Source organism: Cupriavidus sp. FW305-3-2-15-C-LB2 (assembly GCF_058787575.1).
Map to the genome: position 1 here is coordinate 108895 of NZ_JBYSZW010000017.1, position 18710 is coordinate 127604.

The window sequence follows — 18710 nt, forward strand, 5'->3', positions numbered from 1 at the left end:
GCGAATCGTTCATTAAAGGGCGATTGTACTTCAACCCCTGCTTTCGCCGCACCGCAACATAGAGGAATCCTTGTCGGAACAAGGGATTAGGCGGCTTTCTGGCCTGGCAATGGCGCCCCACGGTGGTGCCGGCAACGCGCCGGATCAGAACCAGGCCTTGAACGTTTGCGCAATGTTCTGCCAAAAACTGTCCGGGATCCAAAGCAGGCTGGCGGTCATGAACAGATAGCGGATGAACTTGCCGACCGCCATCCAGGCCAGGCTGGGCCAGAAGGAGAGGCGCAGCCAGCCGGCTAAAGTGCACAAAGGATCACCAATGCCGGGCAACCACGAGAACAGCAGCGTAGGCGGCCCAAGCCGGCGCATCCACCGGAAGTAGCGCGCGTCGAGCTTGGGCTTGGGCGGTTTGCGCGCGTGCTCGCGATGCTCCAGGTGCTCACGGTCGTGCTCGCGCGCCCGGCGCCGCTTGTGGTAGCGCACCAGCGCCAGCTTGGCGGCATAGCCCAGCCACCAGTCGATGGCGCCGCCCACGGTGTTGCCGGCAGTGGCCACCACGATCGCCGGCCAGAACATCTGCGGGTTGAGCTTGACGTAGCCGAACACCGCCGGCTCCGAGCCCAGCGGCAGCAGCGTGGCCGAGATCAGGCTGACCACAAAGATCGCGGGCAGGCCCACCTTGGGCAGGGCAATGGTTTCGAACAGCCAGTCGAAGAAGGCTTCCATGTCAGGGTGAGCAAGGGGGCCGGGCCATTCTAGCAGCGGCCCTGCCAGGACCCCGCCCCGCGAATGGGGAGCGGGCAAACCACATGGCACCTGTGCTGGATTTGTGATTAACTGTTAGAGCCTGTTGTGGCCAATCGTTCGCCGGCCGCAGCATTCGCGCCAGCATTGAAGCCGCTCGCCGCGTGCGCTGGCGCACCTACAGCAGTTGTAGCGGCAGCACCAATATCACGAATTAGCCGTCCTATAGCCGTCTTAAGCGGCAGTACCGCGTCGTGGCCAGTCCCACGCAGTTCTTTCGGGATTTCGGGCAATTGGTCATGCGCGTCCACCCCACATGGAGACAAGCATGGCGATTCCGATCCGCCTGACGGTCAACGGCAAGCCCGTTGACGCGCAGGTAGAACCCAACACCCTCCTGGTCCAGTTCCTGCGCGAACAGTTGCGCCTGACCGGCACCCACGTCGGCTGCGACACCGCGCAGTGCGGCGCCTGCACGGTCCACCTGGATGGCCGGGCGGTCAAGTCGTGCAATATCCTCGCGGTCCAGGCCGACGGCGCCGCCGTGACCACCATTGAGGGCCTCGCCGCTCCCGGCACGCTGCACCCGATGCAGGAAGCCTTCCGCGAATGCCACGGCCTGCAATGCGGCTTCTGCACGCCGGGCATGGTGATGAGCGCCACCGCGCTGGTGCAGGAACATCCGGGCGCCGACGCCGCCACCATCCGCGCCCACCTGGAAGGCAACCTGTGCCGCTGCACGGGCTACCACAACATCGTGCGCGCAGTGCAGCAGGGCCAGGCGGCCATGCAGGGCACCACCGCCAGCGCGGAATAAGGGGTACCGGCCATGAACGCACCCGAGAACCAACGCCTGGTAGGCGCGCCGGTCAAGCGCAAGGAAGACTATCGATTCCTGACCGGCAACGGCCAGTACACCGACGACATCGTGCTGCCGCAGCAAAGCTACGCGTACTTCCTGCGCTCGCCGCACGCGCATGCGCGCATCCGCTCGATCGACAAGACCGAGGCCCTGGCCGCGCCCGGCGTGATCGCCGTGCTGACCGGCGACGAGCTGGCGGCCGACAAGGTCGGCGGCCTGCCCTGCGGCTGGCTGATCCACAGCATCGACGGCTCGCCGATGAAGGAGCCGCCGCACCCGGTGATTGCCCACGACAAGGTGCGCCACGTCGGCGACCAGGTCGCGCTGGTCATCGCCGAGACCCTGCAGCAGGCGCGTGACGCGGCAGAGAAGATCGACGTCGACTATGAAGAGCTGCCCGCCGTGGTCAGCGCCGCGGATGCCGTCAAGGCGTCCACCCTGGTGCATGACGACGTGCCGGCCAACACCTGCTACACCTGGGGCCACGGCGACAAGGCCGCCACCGACGCCGCCTTTGCCAAGGCCGCGCACGTGACCACGCTGGACATCGTCAACAACCGGCTGATCCCCAACGCGATCGAGCCGCGCGCGGTCAATGCCAGCTACACGCGCCAGGACGACAGCTACACCGTCTACGTGGCCAACCAGAACCCGCACGTCGAACGCCTGCTGATGGGCGCGTTCGTGCTGGGGCTACCCGAATCGCGCCTGCGCATCATCGCACCGGACGTGGGCGGCGGCTTCGGCTCCAAGATCTTCCTGTACCCGGAAGACGTGGCGCTGACCTGGGCCTCGAAGAAGATCGGGCGCCCGGTCAAGTGGACCGCGGACCGCTCCGAGTCCTTCCTGACCGATGCCCACGGCCGCGACCACGTGACCAGGGCCGAGCTGGCGCTCGACGCCGACGGCAAGTTCCTGGCGATGCGGGTGCATACCACCGCCAATATGGGCGCCTACCTGTCGACCTTCGCCAGCAGCGTGCCCACCATCCTGTATGCGACGCTGCTGGCGGGCCAGTACGCCACGCCCGCGATCTACGCCGAGGTGCAGTCGGTCTTCACCAACACCGCGCCGGTGGATGCCTATCGCGGCGCCGGCCGGCCCGAGGCCACCTATGTGGTCGAGCGCCTGGTAGAAACCGCCGCGCACGAGATGAAGATCGACCCGGCCGAGCTGCGCCGCAAGAATTTCATCCGCCAGTTCCCGTACGCCACGCCGGTGGGCCTGACCTACGACACCGGCGACTACGAGCCGTGCCTCGCGCGCGCGCAGGAGCTGGCCGACGTCAAGGGCTTCCCGGCCCGGCGCGACGAAGCGAAGCAGCGCGGCAAGCTGCGCGGCCTGGGCTATTCCTGCTATATCGAGGCCTGCGGGCTGGCGCCGTCGAATATCGCCGGCGCGCTGGGCGCGCGCGCGGGGCTGTTCGAGGTGGGCGAGATCCGCGTGCACCCGACCGGCACCGTGACCGTGTTCACCGGCTCGCACAGCCATGGCCAGGGGCACGAGACCACCTTCGCGCAGGTGGTCGCCGACCGGCTCGGGCTGCAGCTGGACCAGGTCGAGATCGTGCACGGCGACACCGGCCGGGTGCCGTTCGGCATGGGCACCTATGGCTCGCGCTCGCTGGCGGTGGGCGGCTCGGCCATCGTCAAGGCGCTCGACAAGATCGAGGCCAAGGCCAAGAAGATCGCCGCGCACCTGCTGGAAGCCGCCGACACCGACATCGAGTTCAGCAACGGCGTGTTCCGCGTGGCCGGCACCGACCGCACCAAGACCTTCGGCGAAGTCGCGCTCTCCGCCTACGTGCCGCACAACTATCCGCTCGACAAGCTGGAGCCGGGCCTGAACGAAAACGCGTTCTACGACCCGACCAACTTCACCTACCCGTCCGGCGCCTATGTGTGCGAGGTGGAAGTCGATCCCGATACCGGCGAGTCGCAGGTGGTCAAGTTCACCGCGGTGGACGACTTCGGCAACATCATCAACCCGATGATCGTCGAAGGCCAGGTCCATGGCGGCATCGGCCAGGGGCTGGGCCAGGCCATGCTGGAGCAGTGCGTCTACGACAACGACAGCGGCCAGTTGCTGACCGGCTCGTACATGGACTACGCCATGCCGCGCGCCGGCGACCTGCCCGACTTCACCGTCGAGACCGCCACCGGCACGCCCTGCACCCACAACCCGCTGGGCGTGAAGGGCTGCGGCGAGGCCGGCGCGATCGGCTCGCCGCCGGCGTTCATCAACGCGCTGGTGGATGCGCTCAGCCCGCTGGGCGTGACGGACATCCAGATGCCCGCCACGCCGCACCGGGTCTGGCAGGCCATCCAGGCCGCCCGGCCGTGACCCACGCACACCGCAAAGGAAACCGACATGTACGCATTCAATTTTGAACGCGCCGCGGATGCCAAGGCGGCCGTGGCCACGCTCAGGGCCGATCCCGACGCCAAGTTCCTCGGCGGCGGCCAGAGCCTGCTGGCCGCGATGAAACTGCGGCTGGCCGCGCCCTCCGTGCTGGTGGACGTGGCGCGTATTCCCGGCATGGCCGAGATCCGCGTCGAAGGCAATGAGATCGTGGTCGGCGGCGCCGCGCGCCATGCCGATGTGGCCGAGCATGCCGAGGTGCGCCGGCGCATCCCGGCGCTGGCGGCACTGGCCGGCGGCATCGGCGACCGCCAGGTGCGCGCCATGGGCACCATCGGCGGCGCGCTCGCCAATGACGATCCCGCTGCCGACTATCCCGCGGGTGTGCTGGGGCTCGGGGCGACCGTGGTCACCGACCGCCGCACCATCGCCGCCGACGACTTCTTCAAGGGCCTCTATGAGACCGCGCTGGAACCGGACGAGCTGATCACCGCGGTGCGCTTCCCGATCCCGGAGCAGGCGGCCTACGCCAAGTTCCGCAACCCGGCCTCGCGCTTCGCGCTGGTGGGCGTGATGGTGGCGCGCACCGGCAACACGGTGCGCGTGGCGGTGACAGGCGCGGCCGACAGCGTGTTCCGCTGCCGGCCGCTGGAGCAGGCGCTGTCGGCCGCCTTCACCGCGCAGGCGGCGCGTGGGGTGAAGGTCGATGCGTCGACGCTGAATGCCGACCTGCATGCGTCGGCGGAGTACCGGGCGCATCTGATCCCGGTGCTGGCGGCAAGGGCAGTGGAGGCGGCGGCGAAGGGGTAGCGCTTCGCCGCCGCTTGTTGTCTCCCCTCTCCCGCACGGCGGGAGAGGGGAGCAAACCGCCGGCGCTTTTGTGGCGTTGGCACACAAGATTGCTCATGCTTCCCACCTCCATCGACGACACCATCGCCCAGCTGGAACGCCAGCAATACTTCGCCGACCGCGAGACCGCCACGGTGCTCTATCTCGCCCTGCGCATGCAGCGGCCGCTGTTCCTGGAAGGCGAGCCCGGCGTCGGCAAGACCGCCATGGCGCAAGCGATGGCGGGCGTGCTCGGCACGCGGCTGCTGCGGCTGCAATGCTATGAAGGGCTGGACGCCGCCAGCGCGCTGTACGAATGGGACTACCCGCGCCAAATCATGGCGCTGCGCCTGGCCGAGGCGCGCGGCGAGCGGCCCGAGGCGCAGTCGCTGTACCACGATGACTACCTGCTCAAGCGCCCGCTGCTGGAATCCCTGCTGCCCGACCCCGCCGCGCCCGACGTGCCGCGCGTGCTGCTGATCGATGAGATCGACCGCGCCGACGAGCCCTTCGAAGCGTTCCTGCTGGAGGTGCTGTCCGAATTCCAGGTGTCGATCCCCGAGATCGGCGTGATCCGCGCCGAGCGCCCGCCGCTGATCGTGATCACCTCCAACCGCACCCGCGAAGTCCACGACGCCCTCAAGCGCCGCTGCCTGTACCAGTGGATAGGATACCCCGAGCGCGACCGCGAACTGCAGATCGTGGCCGCGCGCGCCCCCGAGGCCGCCGCGGCGCTGCAGGCCCAGGCCATCGACTTTATCCACCGGCTGCGCGGCATCGACCTGTTCAAGGCGCCGGGCATCGCCGAGGCCATCGACTGGTGCCGCGCGCTGTCCGCGCTGGGCGCGACCGAGCTCGATCCGCAGTCCGTGCGCGACACGCTGGGCGTGCTGCTCAAGTACCAGGACGACCTGGCGCGCGTGGACGGCCCCACCGTGGCCGAGCTGCTGGCGGGTGCCACGCCGGGAGGCTGAAGATGGCCACGCTGCACGCCGCCGCACGGCCCGCCGCACCGGCCCTGCCGGTGCTGGCGCGCAACGTCACGCACTTCATGCGGCTGTTGCGCGACGGCGGCTTCGCGCTGTCGCCGGCCCATGCTGTCGATGCCTTGGAGGCGCTGCGCCATATCGATATCGGCCAGCGCGACGAGGTACGCGCCGCGCTGGCGGCGCTGGTGCTGTCCGGCCCCGACCAGCGCCCGCTGTTCGATGCCGCCTTCGACCTGTTCTGGCGCGATCCCGACTGGGAAGGCAAGCTGCGCGCGCTGCTGCTGCCGCGCGTCGACAGCGGCGCGCCGCCACCGAAACGCAGCAACCGGCTGGCCGATGCCCTGGCCGCGCGCCAGCCCGAAGCGCAGTCACGTCCGGCACAGGCCGAAGCCGAGCGCATCCACGTGCCGCTGACCTTCTCCGACCAGGAACGCCTGGCGCAGCGCGACTTTGAAACCCTGACCGCGCAGGAATGGCGCGCGCTGCAGCACCTGGTGCGCACGCGCCGCGCCCACCTGGCCTTGCAGCGCACCCGCCGCCTGCGCGCCGCCACTTGTGGCACCCATGCCGACCTGCGCGCCAGCGCGCGCCTGGCGGTGCGCCAGCATGGCGAGTGGCTGCGCTGGAAATTCCGCAAGCACGCCGAGCGCAAGCCGCCGGTGGTGCTGCTGCTCGACATCTCCGGCTCGATGAGCCAGTACTCGCGCGCGGTGCTGTACTTCTGCCATGCGCTGATGCAGTCGCGCGAGCGGCTGTCGGTATTCCTGTTCGGCACGCGGCTGACCAACATCACGCGCTCGCTGCGCGAACGCGACCCCGACGAGGCCGTCGCGCTGATCACCGGCCAGGTGCGCGACTGGGCCGGCGGCACCCGCATCGGCGCGGCGCTGGCCAGCTTCAACCGCCATTGGGCGCGGCGCACGCTGTCCGGGCGCGCCACCGTACTGCTGGTCACCGACGGCCTGGACCACGAGCATATCGACCTGCTCGGCGACGAAATGGCACGGCTGCGCCGCTTTGCGCACCGCATCGTCTGGCTCAACCCGCTGCTGCGCTACCCCGGCTTCACCCCGCAGGCGCGTGGCGTGCAAGCCATCCTGCCGCACGTGGACGCACTGCGCCCGGCCCATAACCTGGACAGCCTGCTGGCGCTCGAGACGCTGCTGTCCGACCATGGCGGCCCGCCCCGGGCCGCCACCCCTGCCCTCGCCAGGCACAACAAGGAAGCCCCGCCATGGAAATGAACCAGAGCCAGCGCCTGCCGGTCCCGCAGCAGGTGGCATGGGAAGCGCTCAACGACACCGAGCTGCTCAAGCACTGCATCCCGGGATGTGAGAGTATCGAGCCCGACGGCGACAACGCGTACCAGCTGGCCCTGACGGCCGCGGTGGGCCCGGTCAAGGCGCGCTTCAAGGGCCGCATGGCACTGGAAGACATCCAGGCCCCCGACAGCTACACCATCCGTTTCGATGGCCAGGGTGGCGCGGCGGGATTCGGCAAGGGCAGCGCCCAGGTCCGGCTGGAAGCAGACGGTGACGAGACCGTGCTGACCTACACCGTCAACGCCCACGTGGGGGGCAAGATCGCACAGATCGGCTCGCGGCTGGTGGACGCCGCGGCGCGCAAGATGGCAGACACCTTCTTTGCGCGCTTCACCGAGGCCGTCACCCCTGACGCCACCGACGACACGCCAGCGGCCGAGAGCGCCCCCGCCGCGGCCGCCGGCGACAATGAACCAACAGAGGAACCGAAGCGGAAACGATCATGGACAGCGTGGATCTCGAAGTCCTGAAGAACAGCGTGCAGTGGCAGCAGCAAGGCCATCGCGTGCTGCTGGTCACGGTAGTGCGGACCTGGGGCTCGTCGCCCCGGCCCGAAGGCGCGATGCTGGCCGTGCGCGACGACGGCCTGGTGGTGGGCTCGGTCTCGGGCGGCTGCATCGAGGACGACATCATCGACCGCGTGCGCCGGCAGGGCATCACCGCCGACCACCCGGAAGCGATCAAGTACGGCATCAGCGCCGAGGAAGCCCACCGCTTCGGGCTGCCGTGCGGCGGCACCATCGAGCTGGTGACCGAACCGCTGACCCCGGCCAGCGGCATCGCCGAGCTGCTCGATGCCGTTGAGAACGGCCGCCTGGTCGCGCGCACGCTCGACATGGCCACCGGCACCGCCACGCTGGGCCCGGCCAACGCCACCGACGGCCTGGTGTTCGACGGCAAGACCCTGCTGACCATCCACGGCCCGCGCTACCGCATGCTGGTGATCGGCGCCGGGCAGCTGTCCAAGTACCTGTGCCAGATCGCCGTGGGCCTGGGCTTCCAGGTCACCGTGTGCGACCCGCGCGAGGAATACACCGAGACCTGGGACATCCCCGGCGTGACCATGGTGCGCACCATGCCCGACGACACCGTCACCGACATGAAGCTGGACGAGCGCTGCGCCGTGATCGCGCTCACGCACGACCCCAAGCTGGACGACCTGGCGCTGATGGAAGCGCTGCGCACCCGCGCCTTCTACGTGGGCGCGCTGGGTTCGCGCCGCAACAACCAGGCGCGCCGCGAACGGCTCAAGGAATTCGACCTGACCGAGCTGCAGCTGGCGCGGCTGCATGGCCCCGTGGGCATCTACATCGGCAGCCGCACGCCGCCCGAGATCGCCATCTCGATCCTGGCCGAGGTGATCGCGGCCAGGAACCACGTATCGCTGCCCGACATCCTGCAGGTGGAAGGCGCCAAGGCCGCACGCGAGATGGCTGCCGGCACCGGCAGCAGCTGCGACGTCGCGCCCGATCCCACCTGACGACCTCGCAAGTGCCGCCATGACTGCCGCCCCCAACGCTCCCCTGCTCCGCACCGACCTGCCCACCGGCATCCTGCTGGCCGCAGGCTACGGCCGCCGCTTCGACGCCGCCGGCAAACGCAACAAGCTGCTGGAGGTGCTGCCCGGCGGCCGCTCCGTGGCCTGGCGCAGCGCCCGCACGCTGGCCGCGGCGCTGCCGGAATCGATCGCCGTCATTCGTCCGGGCAACCCGGCACTGGCGGAGGAACTGCGCCGCGGCGGCTGCCGCGTGCTGGAGTCGCCCGACGCCGAAGCCGGCATGGGCGCTGCCCTGCGTGCTGCCGTGGCCGCCACGCCCGAAGCGCGCGGCTGGGTGGTGGCGCTGGCGGACATGCCCTGGCTGCCGATGGAACTGATCCGGGCGGTGGCATTGACGATCACCGCGCCGGACACCATCGCCGCCCCTTGGCGCAACGGGCAACGTGGGCATCCGGTGGGTTTTGGCGCAGCCTGGCGCGAGGAATTGCTGAAGCTGGATGGCGATGAGGGCGCGCGGGCGTTGCTGAAGGACAAGCCTGTGACGCGGATCCTGACCGAGGATGAAGGGGCGTTTCGGGATATTGATACGCCCGGGGATCTGAAGTGACCCCCACCAACCTCACCCGATCCCCTCCGCCAGCTCGCTCGTCTTCACCGCCATGATGAAATCATTCCGGTGCAAGCCCTTGATCTTCTTGGTCCGCCACGACACCGTGGCATGCCCCCAGCCAAAGCTGATCTCGGGATGATGCCCCTGCGTCTCGGCCAGTTGCCCGACGCCGTTCACGAACGCCAGCGCCTGCGCGAAATTGCCGAAGGTGAAACGCCGTTCGATCCGCGTCGCGCTATCGACCAGCTCCCATCCCGGCGCCTGCTGCAATAGCATCTCGGCTTCAGCCGGCGTCAGCGGCGGCACGCCGCCACGGCAAGGCGTGCACGATTGCGCTGCCAGGTCTTCGCTCATGGTCATGCTCCCCGACCGGAAGAACAGCCCGCGCCTCAGGCCCCTTCGGTCTCAGTCAGTGCGCGCAGGAACTCGCTGCTCCACCAGTGCACATCCTGCGCGCGGATGCGCTCCAGCAGTTTCTGATGCCGCTGCTGGCGCTCGGCCAGCGGCATGTGCAGCGCCTGCTGGATCGCCTGCGCGGTGGCGCGCGTGTCGTACGGATTAACCAGCAGCGCCTCGCGCAGTTGCTCGGCGGCGCCGGCAAAGCGCGACAGCACCAGCACCCCCGGGTCCTCGGGGTCCTGCGCGGCGATGAACTCCTTGGCCACCAGGTTCATGCCGTCGCGCAGCGGCGTCACCAGCGCCACGCGGCTGGCGCGGCACAGGCCGGGCAGCCGCTTGCGCGCGGTGGTGCGGTGGATATAGCGCACCGGCATCCAGTCCAGCTCACCGAACTCGCCATTGATGGAGCCGCTCAGCTGTTCCATCTCGCGGCGCAGGTCGACGTAGGCATCGACCGACTCGCGCGAGGGCGCGGCGATCTGCACCAGCGTTGCGCTCGAACGGTTCTCTGGGTACTCGGCCAGCAGCCGGTAGAACGCCTTGAGCCGCTGCGGCAGGCCCTTGGAATAGTCGAGCCGGTCGATGCCAAGCAGCAGCCGGCGGCGCGCGTACTGCGCGCACATCATCTCGTAGGTTTCCTGCGCGTCCGCGCCGCGGCCCAGCTCCATGAACTCGTCGACGTCAATGCCGATCGGGAAGGCCTGCGCCCGCACCGTGCGGTGGAAGGCGCGGTAGCGGTGCTCGCCCATCGGCTCGGCCTGCGCTTCGGCCTGCACATAGCGCGAGAAGTGCTCGACATCCGCATGGCTCTGGAAGCCAAGCAGGTCGTAGGCAAACAGTGCGCGCATCAGCCACTCGTGCTGCGGGATGGCGGCCAGGATCAGCGGCGGCGGCAGCGGTACATGCAGGAAGAAGCCGATCTTCTGCCCGCAGCCAATCGCGCGCAACTCTGACGCCAGCGGGATCAGGTGGTAGTCATGGATCCAGATGATGTCGTCGGGCTGCAGCAGCGGCGCCAGCTTGCGCGCGAACAGCTGGTTCACGCGCCGGTATCCGTTCAGGAAATTGGAGTCGAAGTCCGCAAGGTCCAGCCGGTAGTGGAATACCGGCCACAGCACGCCGTTGCTGTAGCCCAGGTAATAGGCGTCGTGGTCCTCGCGGCTCAGGTCGACGGTGGCCAGCGTCACGTTGCCGGCCTGCTGCAGATGCAGGTCGCCTTCACCGGGCGTGCCGCCCTGGGCGGTTTCCAGCGCCTTGCCGCTCCACCCGAACCACATGCCGCCGGTCTGGCGCAGGGCTTCGGATAGCGCCACGGCGAGGCCGCCCGCCGCCACGTTGCGGGGATCGGCGACCCGGTTGGATACCGCTACAAGTCTTGGCATATGTTGTTCTTGGAGTCCTCTGTTCTGGTTGCCGTGCGCGCAGGCGGTTCAGATCACCGTGTCCCACGGCGCCGACAGCCGCATCGCGCCATTGATCAGCCCGACCATCGAATACGTCTGCGGAAAATTGCCCCACATCTCGCCGGTCACCGGATGGGTATCCTCGGACAGCAGCCCCAGCGGATTGCGCGAGGCCAGCATCGACTCGAAGATCTCGCGCGCTTCCTCGCGCCGGCCGATGCGCGCAAGGGCATCGATGCGCCAGAACGTGCAGATGTTGAACGCGGTCTCGGGCTTGCCGAAATCGTCGGGCGCCTCGTAGCGGCGCATATAGGGTCCGTCGCACAGCGATGCCTCCAGCGCCTTGACGGTGGCGATGAAGCGCGGATCGCGCGGCTCGATGAAATTGACTTCGGCCATCAGCAGCACGCTGGCATCCAGCTCGCGCCCGCCGAAGCTCTCGGCAAAGGCCTGGCGCTCCTCGCTCCAGGATTCGGCCAGAATGCGCTCCTTCATGCGCTCGGCATGGTCGTGCCAGTAGGCGGCACGCGCCTGCAGCTGGAGCTTGTCGGCAACCTTGGCCAGGCGGTCGCAGGCGGCCCAGCTCATCAGCGCCGACGACGTATGCACGCGCGCCCGCGTGCGCAGCTCCCACATGCCGGCATCGGGCGTGCCGAACACTTTCACTGCCTGTTCGCCGACCTCTTCCAGCCGGCGGAATTCAGCGGGGCCGCCGCGGTGCAGCAGCCGGTGATCATGGAAGGCCTGGGCCGCGCCCAGCACCACGTTGCCGTAGACATCGTGCTGGAAGTGCTCCTGCGCCTGGTTGCCCACGCGCACCGGGCCCATGCCGCGGTAGCCGGGCAGATGGTCGAGCATGCTTTCAGGCAGCTCGCGCTCAAGGCCGATGCCGTACAGCGGCTGGATATGTCCGTCCTGCGACTGCATCACCACGTTGGACAGCCAGCGCAGGTAATCCTCCATGGTGCCGACCTCGGACAGGCTGTTGAGCGCGCGCACCACGAAGAAGGCGTCTCGCAGCCAGCAGAAGCGGTAGTCCCAGTTGCGGCCGCTGCCCGGCGCCTCGGGGATGCTGGTGGTCATCGCCGCGACGATGGCGCCGGTCTCTTCGAACAGCGACATCTTCAGCGTGATGGCCGCGCGGATCACCGCGTCCTGCCATTCGCGCGGCACCGCCAGGCGGCGGCTCCACAGGCGCCAGTAGGCGGTGGTCTCCTGTTCGAAGTCGCGCGCGGTTTCTTCCACGCCGTGCGCGAGGGTCTCGTCCGGGCCGAGGATGAAGTTGTACCCGCGCGTGACCAGGAACGGCGTATGCGACAGCACATACGCCATCGGCGCGTCGGTGGTCATGCGCAGGGTCATGTCGTCGCCGATATAGCGCACATGGCTGCTGCCGCGCGTCGTCTGCGGCGCCTTGCGGCCCCATTCGAAGCGCGGCGCCACCACCACGCGCACGCGCGGCGCGCCGCGCACCGGGCGGATGCGCCGGACCAGCGTGGTCGGGCGGAAATAGCGCCCCAGCCGGAAGAAGCGCGGCGCAAAGTCGGTGATCTCCAGGCAGTTGCCGTGGATGTCCGTCAGCCGCGTGCGCAGCACCGCGGTATTGGGCTCGTACCATTGCCGCGACGACTGGAAGTCCTCGATCTCGATCGAGAAATGGCCGGCGTTCTCGCTCGGGTCCAGCAGGGCGTTGAACACCGGGTCGCCATCGAAGCGCGGCAGGCACGACCAGACAATGCGCGCGCGGCAGTCCACCAGCGCAGAGATGGCGCAGTTGCCGATCATGCCAAGCGACAACGACGGATTGGCAAAGCGGCTGCCGCCGTCCACGGTCTTGTGCACGCCTTCGGTCGGCGGCTGGCCCGGTTCGCTCGGGCTGCTCGGATTGGTCACAGCGATACCTCCCTCAGGATGTCGTTGTGCGCCGGGCCGGGCCTGGCTCGGCCTCATTCGGCACGGCGCGCGGGTGGCCGCCGGCGCCTTCCAGCGCGCGGGCCGATCGGTGCAGCCAGCTGCGCAGCGCGGCCGGCCCGGGCACGGTGACGCTGGCCACGGTCTCGCGCTGGCCCACCAGCACGCCCAGCCCGCCGAGCTTGCGCACGGCGGCAAAGCCCGGCTCGTCGGTCAGGTCGTCGCCGGCAAAAAGCGGCATGCGCTCGGCGAACGGCGCGGATTTCATGAATGCGGCAATGGCGTCGCCCTTGTCGACGCCGGCCGGCTTGATCTCGACCACCATCTTGCCGGGCAGCGCTTCCAGTCCGACGGCATGGCGCAGCACCTCGGTGACCGCGGCATCGACCACGCCGGCAAGTTCAGGCGCCTGGCGGTAGTGGATGGCGACGGCGACGGACTTGCGCTCCAGCCGTAGGGCGGGATGGGCGCGCACCAGCGCTTCCAGGTGGGGGATCAGCAGTTCCAGGCCGGGGGCGGCGGAAGTCTTGGACACCATGCCGCCGTCGGTGCGGAATTCAGCACCATGCACGCCGGCCGCCGGCAGCCGCAGCGGCTGCAGGAAGTGGTCGAGTTCAGAGATCGGCCGCCCGGAGATGACGGCCAGCGCGCCGTCCAGACGCTCGAACAGCGTGTGCAGCGTGCCGACCAGTTCCGGTTCGACCTGCACCAGTTCCGGGCGCGGGGCCAGGTCGGCCAGGGTGCCGTCGAAGTCGAGAAACAGGGCGGTATTGGGTTCGATTAGCGGTAGTTGTGGCATCGCGTTACACCGTAACACGTCGTTTTGACCGGCGTCCACCGGACGCCGTCCTACATGGCGCGCACGCAACCTGGCCTCGACGCAAGTCCAGGGCCAAGCGTCTGCGGCCCCCGCTGCGCCCTGGCTCGCCGTGCCCGCATGAGTGCATCGTCATCCACACGAAGAGTGACCTCCGCGCGGCCCGGGCCGCCCGTCGCGGGCGGCGGGAGCGTCGCCCGGGCCGGGTGGAAGTCGCCGCCATCCTTTATCATTGACGGTTTCCGCCAGAATTTCCGCCTTTTTTTGCGCCGCCCCACGGCCCGCCCCGAGACCATGACCCGCACGTCCGCCGCCCGACCCGATTACCTGAAGAAGATCCTGACCGCCAAGGTCTACGACGTGGCGCAGGAGACCGAACTGACCTACGCGCACCAATTGTCGGCGCGCACCGGCAATTCGGTCTGGTTCAAGCGCGAGGACACCCAGCCGGTCTTCTCCTTCAAGCTGCGCGGCGCATACAACAAGATGGCCTCGCTGACCCCGGAAGAGCTCAGGCGCGGCGTGATCGCCGCCTCGGCCGGCAACCACGCGCAGGGCGTGGCGCTGTCCGCGGCGCGCCTGCAGTGCAAGGCCATCATCGCCATGCCGGTCACCACGCCGCAGGTGAAGATCGACGCCGTGCGCGAACGCGGCGGCCAGTGGGTGGAAATCGTGCTGCACGGCGAGTCCTACAGCGACGCCTACAACCACGCCGCGGAGCTGGAGAAGAAGCACAAGCTGACCTTCATCCATCCGTTCGACGATCCCGAGGTCATCGCCGGCCAGGGCACCATCGCCATGGAGATCCTGCGCCAGCACCCGGGCCCGATCCATGCCGTGTTCGTCGCCATCGGCGGCGGCGGGCTGATCTCTGGCATCGCCTCGTACATCAAGGCGGTGCGCCCCGAGATCAAGGTGATCGGCGTGCAGACGGTGGACTCTGACGCGATGAAGCGCTCGGTCGACGCCGGCAAGCGCGTCGAGCTGAAGGAAGTGGGGCTGTTCTCGGACGGCACTGCGGTCAAGCTGGTCGGCAAGGAGACCTTCCGCATCACGCGCGAGCTGGTCGACGACATCATCCTGGTGGATACCGACGCCATCTGCGCGGGCCTGAAGGACGTGTTCCAGGACACCCGCAGCATCCTGGAGCCGGCCGGCGCTCTGGCCGTGGCAGGCCTGAAGGCCTATGCCGAGCGCGAGAAGCTCAAGGGCCAGCACCTGGTGGCGATCGCCTGCGGCGCCAACATGAACTTCGACCGCCTGCGCTTTGTCGCCGAGCGCGCCGAGGTGGGCGAGGCGCGCGAAGCCGTGTTCGCCGTGACCATCCCGGAAGAGCGCGGCAGTTTCAAGCGCTTCTGCGAGCTGGTGGGCACGCGCAGCGTGACCGAGTTCAACTACCGCATCGCGGATACCAGCATGGCGCATATCTTCGTTGGCGTGCAGATCGCCAGCCGCGCCGAGAATGACAAGATCGCGGCCAGCTTCCGCAAGCACGGCTTCGACACGCTGGACCTGTCCAACGACGAGCTGGCCAAGCAGCATATCCGCTACATGGTGGGCGGGCGCTCGGCGCTGGCGCATGACGAGCTGCTGTACCGCTTCGAGTTCCCCGAGCGGCCGGGCGCGCTGATGCGGTTCCTGTCCAGCATGAGCCCGAACTGGAATATCAGCCTGTTCCACTACCGCAACCAGGGCGCGGATACCTCCAACATCCTCGTCGGCATCCAGGTGCCGAAGAACGAGAAGCGCGCCTTCCGCGCCTTCCTTTCGACGCTGGGTTACGTACACTGGGACGAGACCGACAACCCGGTGTACAAGCTGTTCCTGTCCTGACACCTGCTGAGCGCCCCATGAGCCTCCCTGAACATTCGCCGCTGGGCAAGCCCTCGGCCTACAAGACCGAATACGACGCCTCGCTGCTGTTCCCGATCCCGCGCCAGCCCAAGCGCACCGAGATCGGCCTGCCCGAAGGCAAGCCGGTGCCATTCTTCGGCGTCGATATCTGGAATGCGTACGAGCTGTCGTGGCTGAACCTGAAGGGCAAGCCGCAGGTGGCGCTGGCCAGCTTCATCATCCCGTCGGACACGCCCAATATCATCGAGTCCAAGTCGTTCAAGCTGTACCTGAACTCGTTCAACCAGACCAGGATTGCTTCACCCGAGGCGCTGCAGCAGCTGCTGCACCACGACCTGTCCGAAGCCACCGGCGGCACCGTGCAGGTGCGGCTGGTGACTGAAGCGGACCTGGGCAAGCAGAAGATGGGCGAGCTCGATGGCCTGCTGCTGGACCGGCTCGACATCGAGGTGGACCGCTATGAGCCCGCGCCCGATCTGCTCTCTGCCGACCAGCAAGAATCGCCGGTGGAGGAAACGCTGGTGTCGCATTTGCTGAAGTCCAACTGCCTGGTCACCGGCCAGCCGGACTGGGGCAGCGTGCAGATCCGCTACGTGGGTGCGCCGATCAACCAGGAAGGGTTGCTCAAGTACCTGATCTCGTTCCGCAACCACAACGAGTTCCACGAGCAGTGCGTGGAGCGGATCTTCATGGACGTGATGCGCGAGTGCAAGCCGGTCAAGCTGGCGGTGTATGCGCGCTACACGCGCCGCGGCGGGCTCGATATCAACCCGTTCCGCACCAACTTCAATACGGCGTGGCCGGATAACAAGCGCAACGCGCGGCAATGAGGCAGGCGGGGAGGATCAGAACTCCCCGTGCAGGCGCACCCCGTAGAACTTCGCCGGCCCGCGGTCGCGGTTGTAGCCGGGGTTGCGCACGTACTGGAAGTCCGGGCTGATGCTCAGGTACTTCACCGGCTGGAAGCTGTAGTAGATCTCCAGGATCTGCTCGGGCCCGTAGCGCAGCGCACCGTCGCCCAGGAACGCGCCCTGCCCACCCGCGGCCAGGTAGTTGCGGTGGTCTGGGCCCAGCATGTTGATCGCCACCGCCACGCCCAGCGCATCGCGCGCCCGTCCCCACGCATCGCCCTTCAGCACGCCGCCCGCCGACACCTGGCGGCCGATCTCCGTGAAGGCGTAGGTCTCGGTCTTGTCGTCGGACAGGCTGGCGCGCGCGAACATCCCCAGTGAATCGGTGACCTGCTGCAGCAGTGTCACGCCCACGCCGCTCTTGGCGTGCTCGCGGCGCACGTCGGCGACGTCCGGGGTGGTGTTGTTGGCCATGCCGAAGCCGATGGCATCGCTGAACGCGCCCATGCGCGCCTTGTTGCGGAACCACAGCAGCCGCGCGGTGCCGGGCCGGCCAGCCAGCTGGTAGCGCTTCTCCACTTCGATGATGTCGCCGTAGTGCTCGAACATGCGGGTGTCGAGCCGCAGCCCGTTGGATTCCAGCGGCTGCAGGAAGCGCCCGATGCGCGCCGACCAGCCGTCGCCGATGTATTCCAGCGACAGGCCCCAGCTATAGCCGCGTGCATCGGCCGGATAGTCGAAGGCGCCATGCGTCATGAACGACCAGTTCATGAATTGCGTGCGCGGGTCCGAGCCGAACTCGTTCTGCTCGAAGACATCCAGCACGCTGAAGTTGCCCGCTGTCAGCACCACGCGCTGCTGATCGACGGTGCGCCCAAACTGGTTGAAATCCGCTTCCAGCGCTTCGCTGCCGCCGCCCAGGCCCCAGGTCTGCCGCACGAACGCGCGCGCCCGGTAGAACACCGGGTTGGTGCTGGCGGCCTTGCCCAGTTCTCCGTTGGACAAGCCGCCCAGGCCGTGCAGGCCGGAAAACGGCACGCCTTGCGTGGCTTCCGGATTGAAGTGGAACTCCGCGCCCGGCCACAGCTTCAGTCCCAGATCCAGCGTCGCACTGAACGAGTAGCTCTTGGCCCGTTCGGTACCCAGGCTGTTGGGGCCGGAGTAGGCCGCGCCGAATGCTGGCTTGCGCTGCCAGATGTAGGTGCTCTGGCCGTGAAAGGCAAACGGGCTCTCCGCTTCAGCCGGGCCTTGCACCGGCTCCGCTTGCTGCGCCATCGCTGGCAGGCACGCACAACAGGCCAGCGCTGCCAGCACACGACGAAAACGGATACGAACGGGAGCGCTGGCAAGTGGCGGAAACGGCATCGGCAGAGGCGATCGGCAAGGGATGTGCCGGAGGCGGCGCGCTCCGGCGCCCGCAGCATAGCCAAGCACCCATGACATGTCTACCTGCCAAAGGGTGTGCCGGAAGGCCGACGTTGTAACCGCCCTTGAATTAATTAACGCAAAAATTAATATTCACTGGAGACCGCTTGCATCCGTTTGCCCATGCCGCGCCCACCCGCCAAACCGAAACCCTCCGCCGGCCGCAGCCCCGGCCGCCCTGCGGCCGGCCAGCCCGGCCAGCGCGAACGCATCCTCGATGCGGCCACCGAGCTGTTCTCGCGCCAGGGCGTGGCCGGCACCCCGGTCAAGGCGATTGCCACCCAGGCCGGCGTGACGCCGGCGCTGGTCCATTACTACTTCAGCGACCGCGAATTGCTGCTGGACGCCGTGGTCGAGGAAAAGCTGCAGCCGCTGGTGGCCGGCGTCTTCGCTGCCGCCGGCGATGCCGAGCCGATGGCCATGCTGATCGGCATCGCCGGCCAGCTGATCCGCACCGCGGCCGCCACGCCCTGGTTTCCCGGGCTGTGGATCCGCGAAGTCGCCAGTGCCGACGGCGCCCTGCGCGAGCGCGTGCTGGATCGCTTCGCGCTGCAGCGCGCCGGTGCACTGAACGCGCCGCTGGCGGCCGCGATCGCGCGCGGGCAGCTCAACAGCGGACTGGAGCCGGCGCTGGTGATGCCGTCGCTGATCGGCCTGACGCTGCTGCCGCTGGCCACCACCCATATCTGGCGCCGGCTGCCCGGCGGCGAAGCGGTCGATACCGACACCCTGGTGCGCCACGTATCCGCGCTGCTGACGCACGGGCTGGCACCGGCGCCCGATGCCGGCAAGTCCAGGCTTTCTCCGGAGTCATCATGAAGCACGCCCACCCCACCCGC

17 protein-coding genes are annotated in these 18710 nt (G+C 68.3%); 11 read left to right on the plus strand and 6 right to left on the minus strand.

Going from position 1 to position 18710, the window contains the following annotated elements; all coding sequences use genetic code 11:
• Positions 1–144: 144 nt before the first annotated feature.
• Entirely contained in the window at positions 145–723 is a 579-nt protein-coding gene (locus AC3WRR_RS14965; RefSeq protein WP_011614517.1) for a YqaA family protein, read from the minus strand.
• Between the two features lie 346 nt (positions 724–1069).
• Here AC3WRR_RS14965 and AC3WRR_RS14970 point away from each other — a divergent pair, with 346 nt between their 5' ends.
• From AC3WRR_RS14970 to AC3WRR_RS15005, 8 genes are all read left to right on the plus strand, one after another.
• Positions 1070–1558: a (2Fe-2S)-binding protein gene (locus AC3WRR_RS14970; protein ID WP_058697896.1), complete on the plus strand. Its 489-nt coding sequence runs from the start codon at positions 1070–1072 to the stop codon at positions 1556–1558.
• A 12-nt stretch (positions 1559–1570) separates the two neighbouring features.
• Positions 1571–3946 carry a xanthine dehydrogenase family protein molybdopterin-binding subunit gene (locus AC3WRR_RS14975; protein WP_058697897.1) on the plus strand — a complete coding sequence of 792 codons (2376 nt, stop codon included), beginning with the start codon at positions 1571–1573 and terminating at the stop codon, positions 3944–3946.
• Between the two features lie 27 nt (positions 3947–3973).
• Positions 3974–4774 carry an FAD binding domain-containing protein gene (locus AC3WRR_RS14980; protein WP_492297339.1) on the plus strand — a complete coding sequence of 267 codons (801 nt, stop codon included), beginning with the start codon at positions 3974–3976 and terminating at the stop codon, positions 4772–4774.
• A gap of 95 nt (positions 4775–4869) precedes the next feature.
• Positions 4870–5766 (plus strand): AAA family ATPase, encoded by an 897-nt coding sequence (locus tag AC3WRR_RS14985; protein WP_492297341.1) that lies wholly within the window; start codon positions 4870–4872, stop codon positions 5764–5766.
• Between the two features lie 2 nt (positions 5767–5768).
• Positions 5769–7025: a vWA domain-containing protein gene (locus AC3WRR_RS14990; RefSeq protein WP_010814435.1), complete on the plus strand. Its 1257-nt coding sequence runs from the start codon at positions 5769–5771 to the stop codon at positions 7023–7025.
• A complete protein-coding gene (locus AC3WRR_RS14995) occupies positions 7016–7573 on the plus strand; it encodes an SRPBCC family protein (RefSeq protein WP_492297344.1) in 558 nt (185 codons plus the stop codon). Before AC3WRR_RS14990 ends, AC3WRR_RS14995 begins: the two co-directional genes overlap by 10 nt.
• Positions 7546–8583: an XdhC family protein gene (locus AC3WRR_RS15000; protein WP_010814433.1), complete on the plus strand. Its 1038-nt coding sequence runs from the start codon at positions 7546–7548 to the stop codon at positions 8581–8583. Before AC3WRR_RS14995 ends, AC3WRR_RS15000 begins: the two co-directional genes overlap by 28 nt.
• Before the next feature lie 19 nt (positions 8584–8602).
• Positions 8603–9208 (plus strand): nucleotidyltransferase family protein, encoded by a 606-nt coding sequence (locus tag AC3WRR_RS15005; protein ID WP_010814432.1) that lies wholly within the window; start codon positions 8603–8605, stop codon positions 9206–9208.
• Positions 9209–9220: 12 nt separating this feature from the next.
• Here AC3WRR_RS15005 and AC3WRR_RS15010 read toward each other — a convergent pair whose 3' ends face one another.
• The 4 genes from AC3WRR_RS15010 to otsB are packed head-to-tail and all read right to left on the minus strand — an operon-like array spanning position 9221 to position 13723.
• Positions 9221–9565, minus strand: coding sequence for a 4a-hydroxytetrahydrobiopterin dehydratase (locus AC3WRR_RS15010; protein ID WP_010814431.1), 345 nt, complete (start codon positions 9563–9565; stop codon positions 9221–9223).
• 35 nt (positions 9566–9600) lie between these two features.
• A complete protein-coding gene (gene otsA, locus AC3WRR_RS15015; RefSeq protein ID WP_010814430.1) occupies positions 9601–10992 on the minus strand; it encodes an alpha,alpha-trehalose-phosphate synthase (UDP-forming) in 1392 nt (463 codons plus the stop codon).
• Between the two features lie 48 nt (positions 10993–11040).
• Positions 11041–12906 (minus strand): glycoside hydrolase family 15 protein, encoded by a 1866-nt coding sequence (locus AC3WRR_RS15020; RefSeq protein ID WP_010814429.1) that lies wholly within the window; start codon positions 12904–12906, stop codon positions 11041–11043.
• Between the two features lie 13 nt (positions 12907–12919).
• A complete protein-coding gene (gene otsB, locus AC3WRR_RS15025; protein WP_492297346.1) occupies positions 12920–13723 on the minus strand; it encodes a trehalose-phosphatase in 804 nt (267 codons plus the stop codon).
• A gap of 312 nt (positions 13724–14035) precedes the next feature.
• Between otsB and ilvA the strand changes: the two genes are divergently transcribed.
• Both ilvA and queF read left to right on the plus strand, forming a co-directional pair.
• Positions 14036–15574, plus strand: coding sequence for a threonine ammonia-lyase, biosynthetic (ilvA, locus tag AC3WRR_RS15030; RefSeq protein ID WP_010814427.1), 1539 nt, complete (start codon positions 14036–14038; stop codon positions 15572–15574).
• A gap of 17 nt (positions 15575–15591) precedes the next feature.
• Positions 15592–16425: an NADPH-dependent 7-cyano-7-deazaguanine reductase QueF gene (gene queF, locus AC3WRR_RS15035; RefSeq protein ID WP_439671245.1), complete on the plus strand. Its 834-nt coding sequence runs from the start codon at positions 15592–15594 to the stop codon at positions 16423–16425.
• Positions 16426–16440: 15 nt separating this feature from the next.
• Here the strand turns inward: queF and AC3WRR_RS15040 are convergent, their stop codons facing one another.
• A complete protein-coding gene (locus AC3WRR_RS15040; RefSeq protein ID WP_492297348.1) occupies positions 16441–17811 on the minus strand; it encodes a carbohydrate porin in 1371 nt (456 codons plus the stop codon).
• Positions 17812–17994: 183 nt separating this feature from the next.
• On the opposite strand from AC3WRR_RS15040, the gene AC3WRR_RS15045 reads away from it, so the two are divergent.
• Positions 17995–18690 (plus strand): TetR/AcrR family transcriptional regulator, encoded by a 696-nt coding sequence (locus AC3WRR_RS15045; RefSeq protein WP_492297349.1) that lies wholly within the window; start codon positions 17995–17997, stop codon positions 18688–18690.
• Positions 18691–18710 lie beyond the last annotated feature (20 nt).

Excerpts from the sequence above, each read along its gene's own strand:
- AC3WRR_RS14965 (WP_011614517.1), bottom strand. The coding sequence starts at position 723 with ATGGAAGCCTTCTTCGACTGGCTGTTCGAAACCATTGCCCTGCCCAAG.
- AC3WRR_RS14970 (WP_058697896.1), top strand. The coding sequence starts at position 1,070 with ATGGCGATTCCGATCCGCCTGACGGTCAACGGCAAGCCCGTTGACGCG.
- AC3WRR_RS14975 (WP_058697897.1), top strand. The coding sequence starts at position 1,571 with ATGAACGCACCCGAGAACCAACGCCTGGTAGGCGCGCCGGTCAAGCGC.
- AC3WRR_RS14980 (WP_492297339.1), top strand. The coding sequence starts at position 3,974 with ATGTACGCATTCAATTTTGAACGCGCCGCGGATGCCAAGGCGGCCGTG.
- AC3WRR_RS14985 (WP_492297341.1), top strand. The coding sequence starts at position 4,870 with ATGCTTCCCACCTCCATCGACGACACCATCGCCCAGCTGGAACGCCAG.
- AC3WRR_RS14990 (WP_010814435.1), top strand. The coding sequence starts at position 5,769 with ATGGCCACGCTGCACGCCGCCGCACGGCCCGCCGCACCGGCCCTGCCG.
- AC3WRR_RS14995 (WP_492297344.1), top strand. The coding sequence starts at position 7,016 with ATGGAAATGAACCAGAGCCAGCGCCTGCCGGTCCCGCAGCAGGTGGCA.
- AC3WRR_RS15000 (WP_010814433.1), top strand. The coding sequence starts at position 7,546 with ATGGACAGCGTGGATCTCGAAGTCCTGAAGAACAGCGTGCAGTGGCAG.
- AC3WRR_RS15005 (WP_010814432.1), top strand. The coding sequence starts at position 8,603 with ATGACTGCCGCCCCCAACGCTCCCCTGCTCCGCACCGACCTGCCCACC.
- AC3WRR_RS15010 (WP_010814431.1), bottom strand. The coding sequence starts at position 9,565 with ATGAGCGAAGACCTGGCAGCGCAATCGTGCACGCCTTGCCGTGGCGGC.
- otsA (WP_010814430.1), bottom strand. The coding sequence starts at position 10,992 with ATGCCAAGACTTGTAGCGGTATCCAACCGGGTCGCCGATCCCCGCAAC.
- otsB (WP_492297346.1), bottom strand. The coding sequence starts at position 13,723 with ATGCCACAACTACCGCTAATCGAACCCAATACCGCCCTGTTTCTCGAC.
- ilvA (WP_010814427.1), top strand. The coding sequence starts at position 14,036 with ATGACCCGCACGTCCGCCGCCCGACCCGATTACCTGAAGAAGATCCTG.
- queF (WP_439671245.1), top strand. The coding sequence starts at position 15,592 with ATGAGCCTCCCTGAACATTCGCCGCTGGGCAAGCCCTCGGCCTACAAG.
- AC3WRR_RS15040 (WP_492297348.1), bottom strand. The coding sequence starts at position 17,811 with ATGCCGTTTCCGCCACTTGCCAGCGCTCCCGTTCGTATCCGTTTTCGT.
- AC3WRR_RS15045 (WP_492297349.1), top strand. The coding sequence starts at position 17,995 with ATGCCGCGCCCACCCGCCAAACCGAAACCCTCCGCCGGCCGCAGCCCC.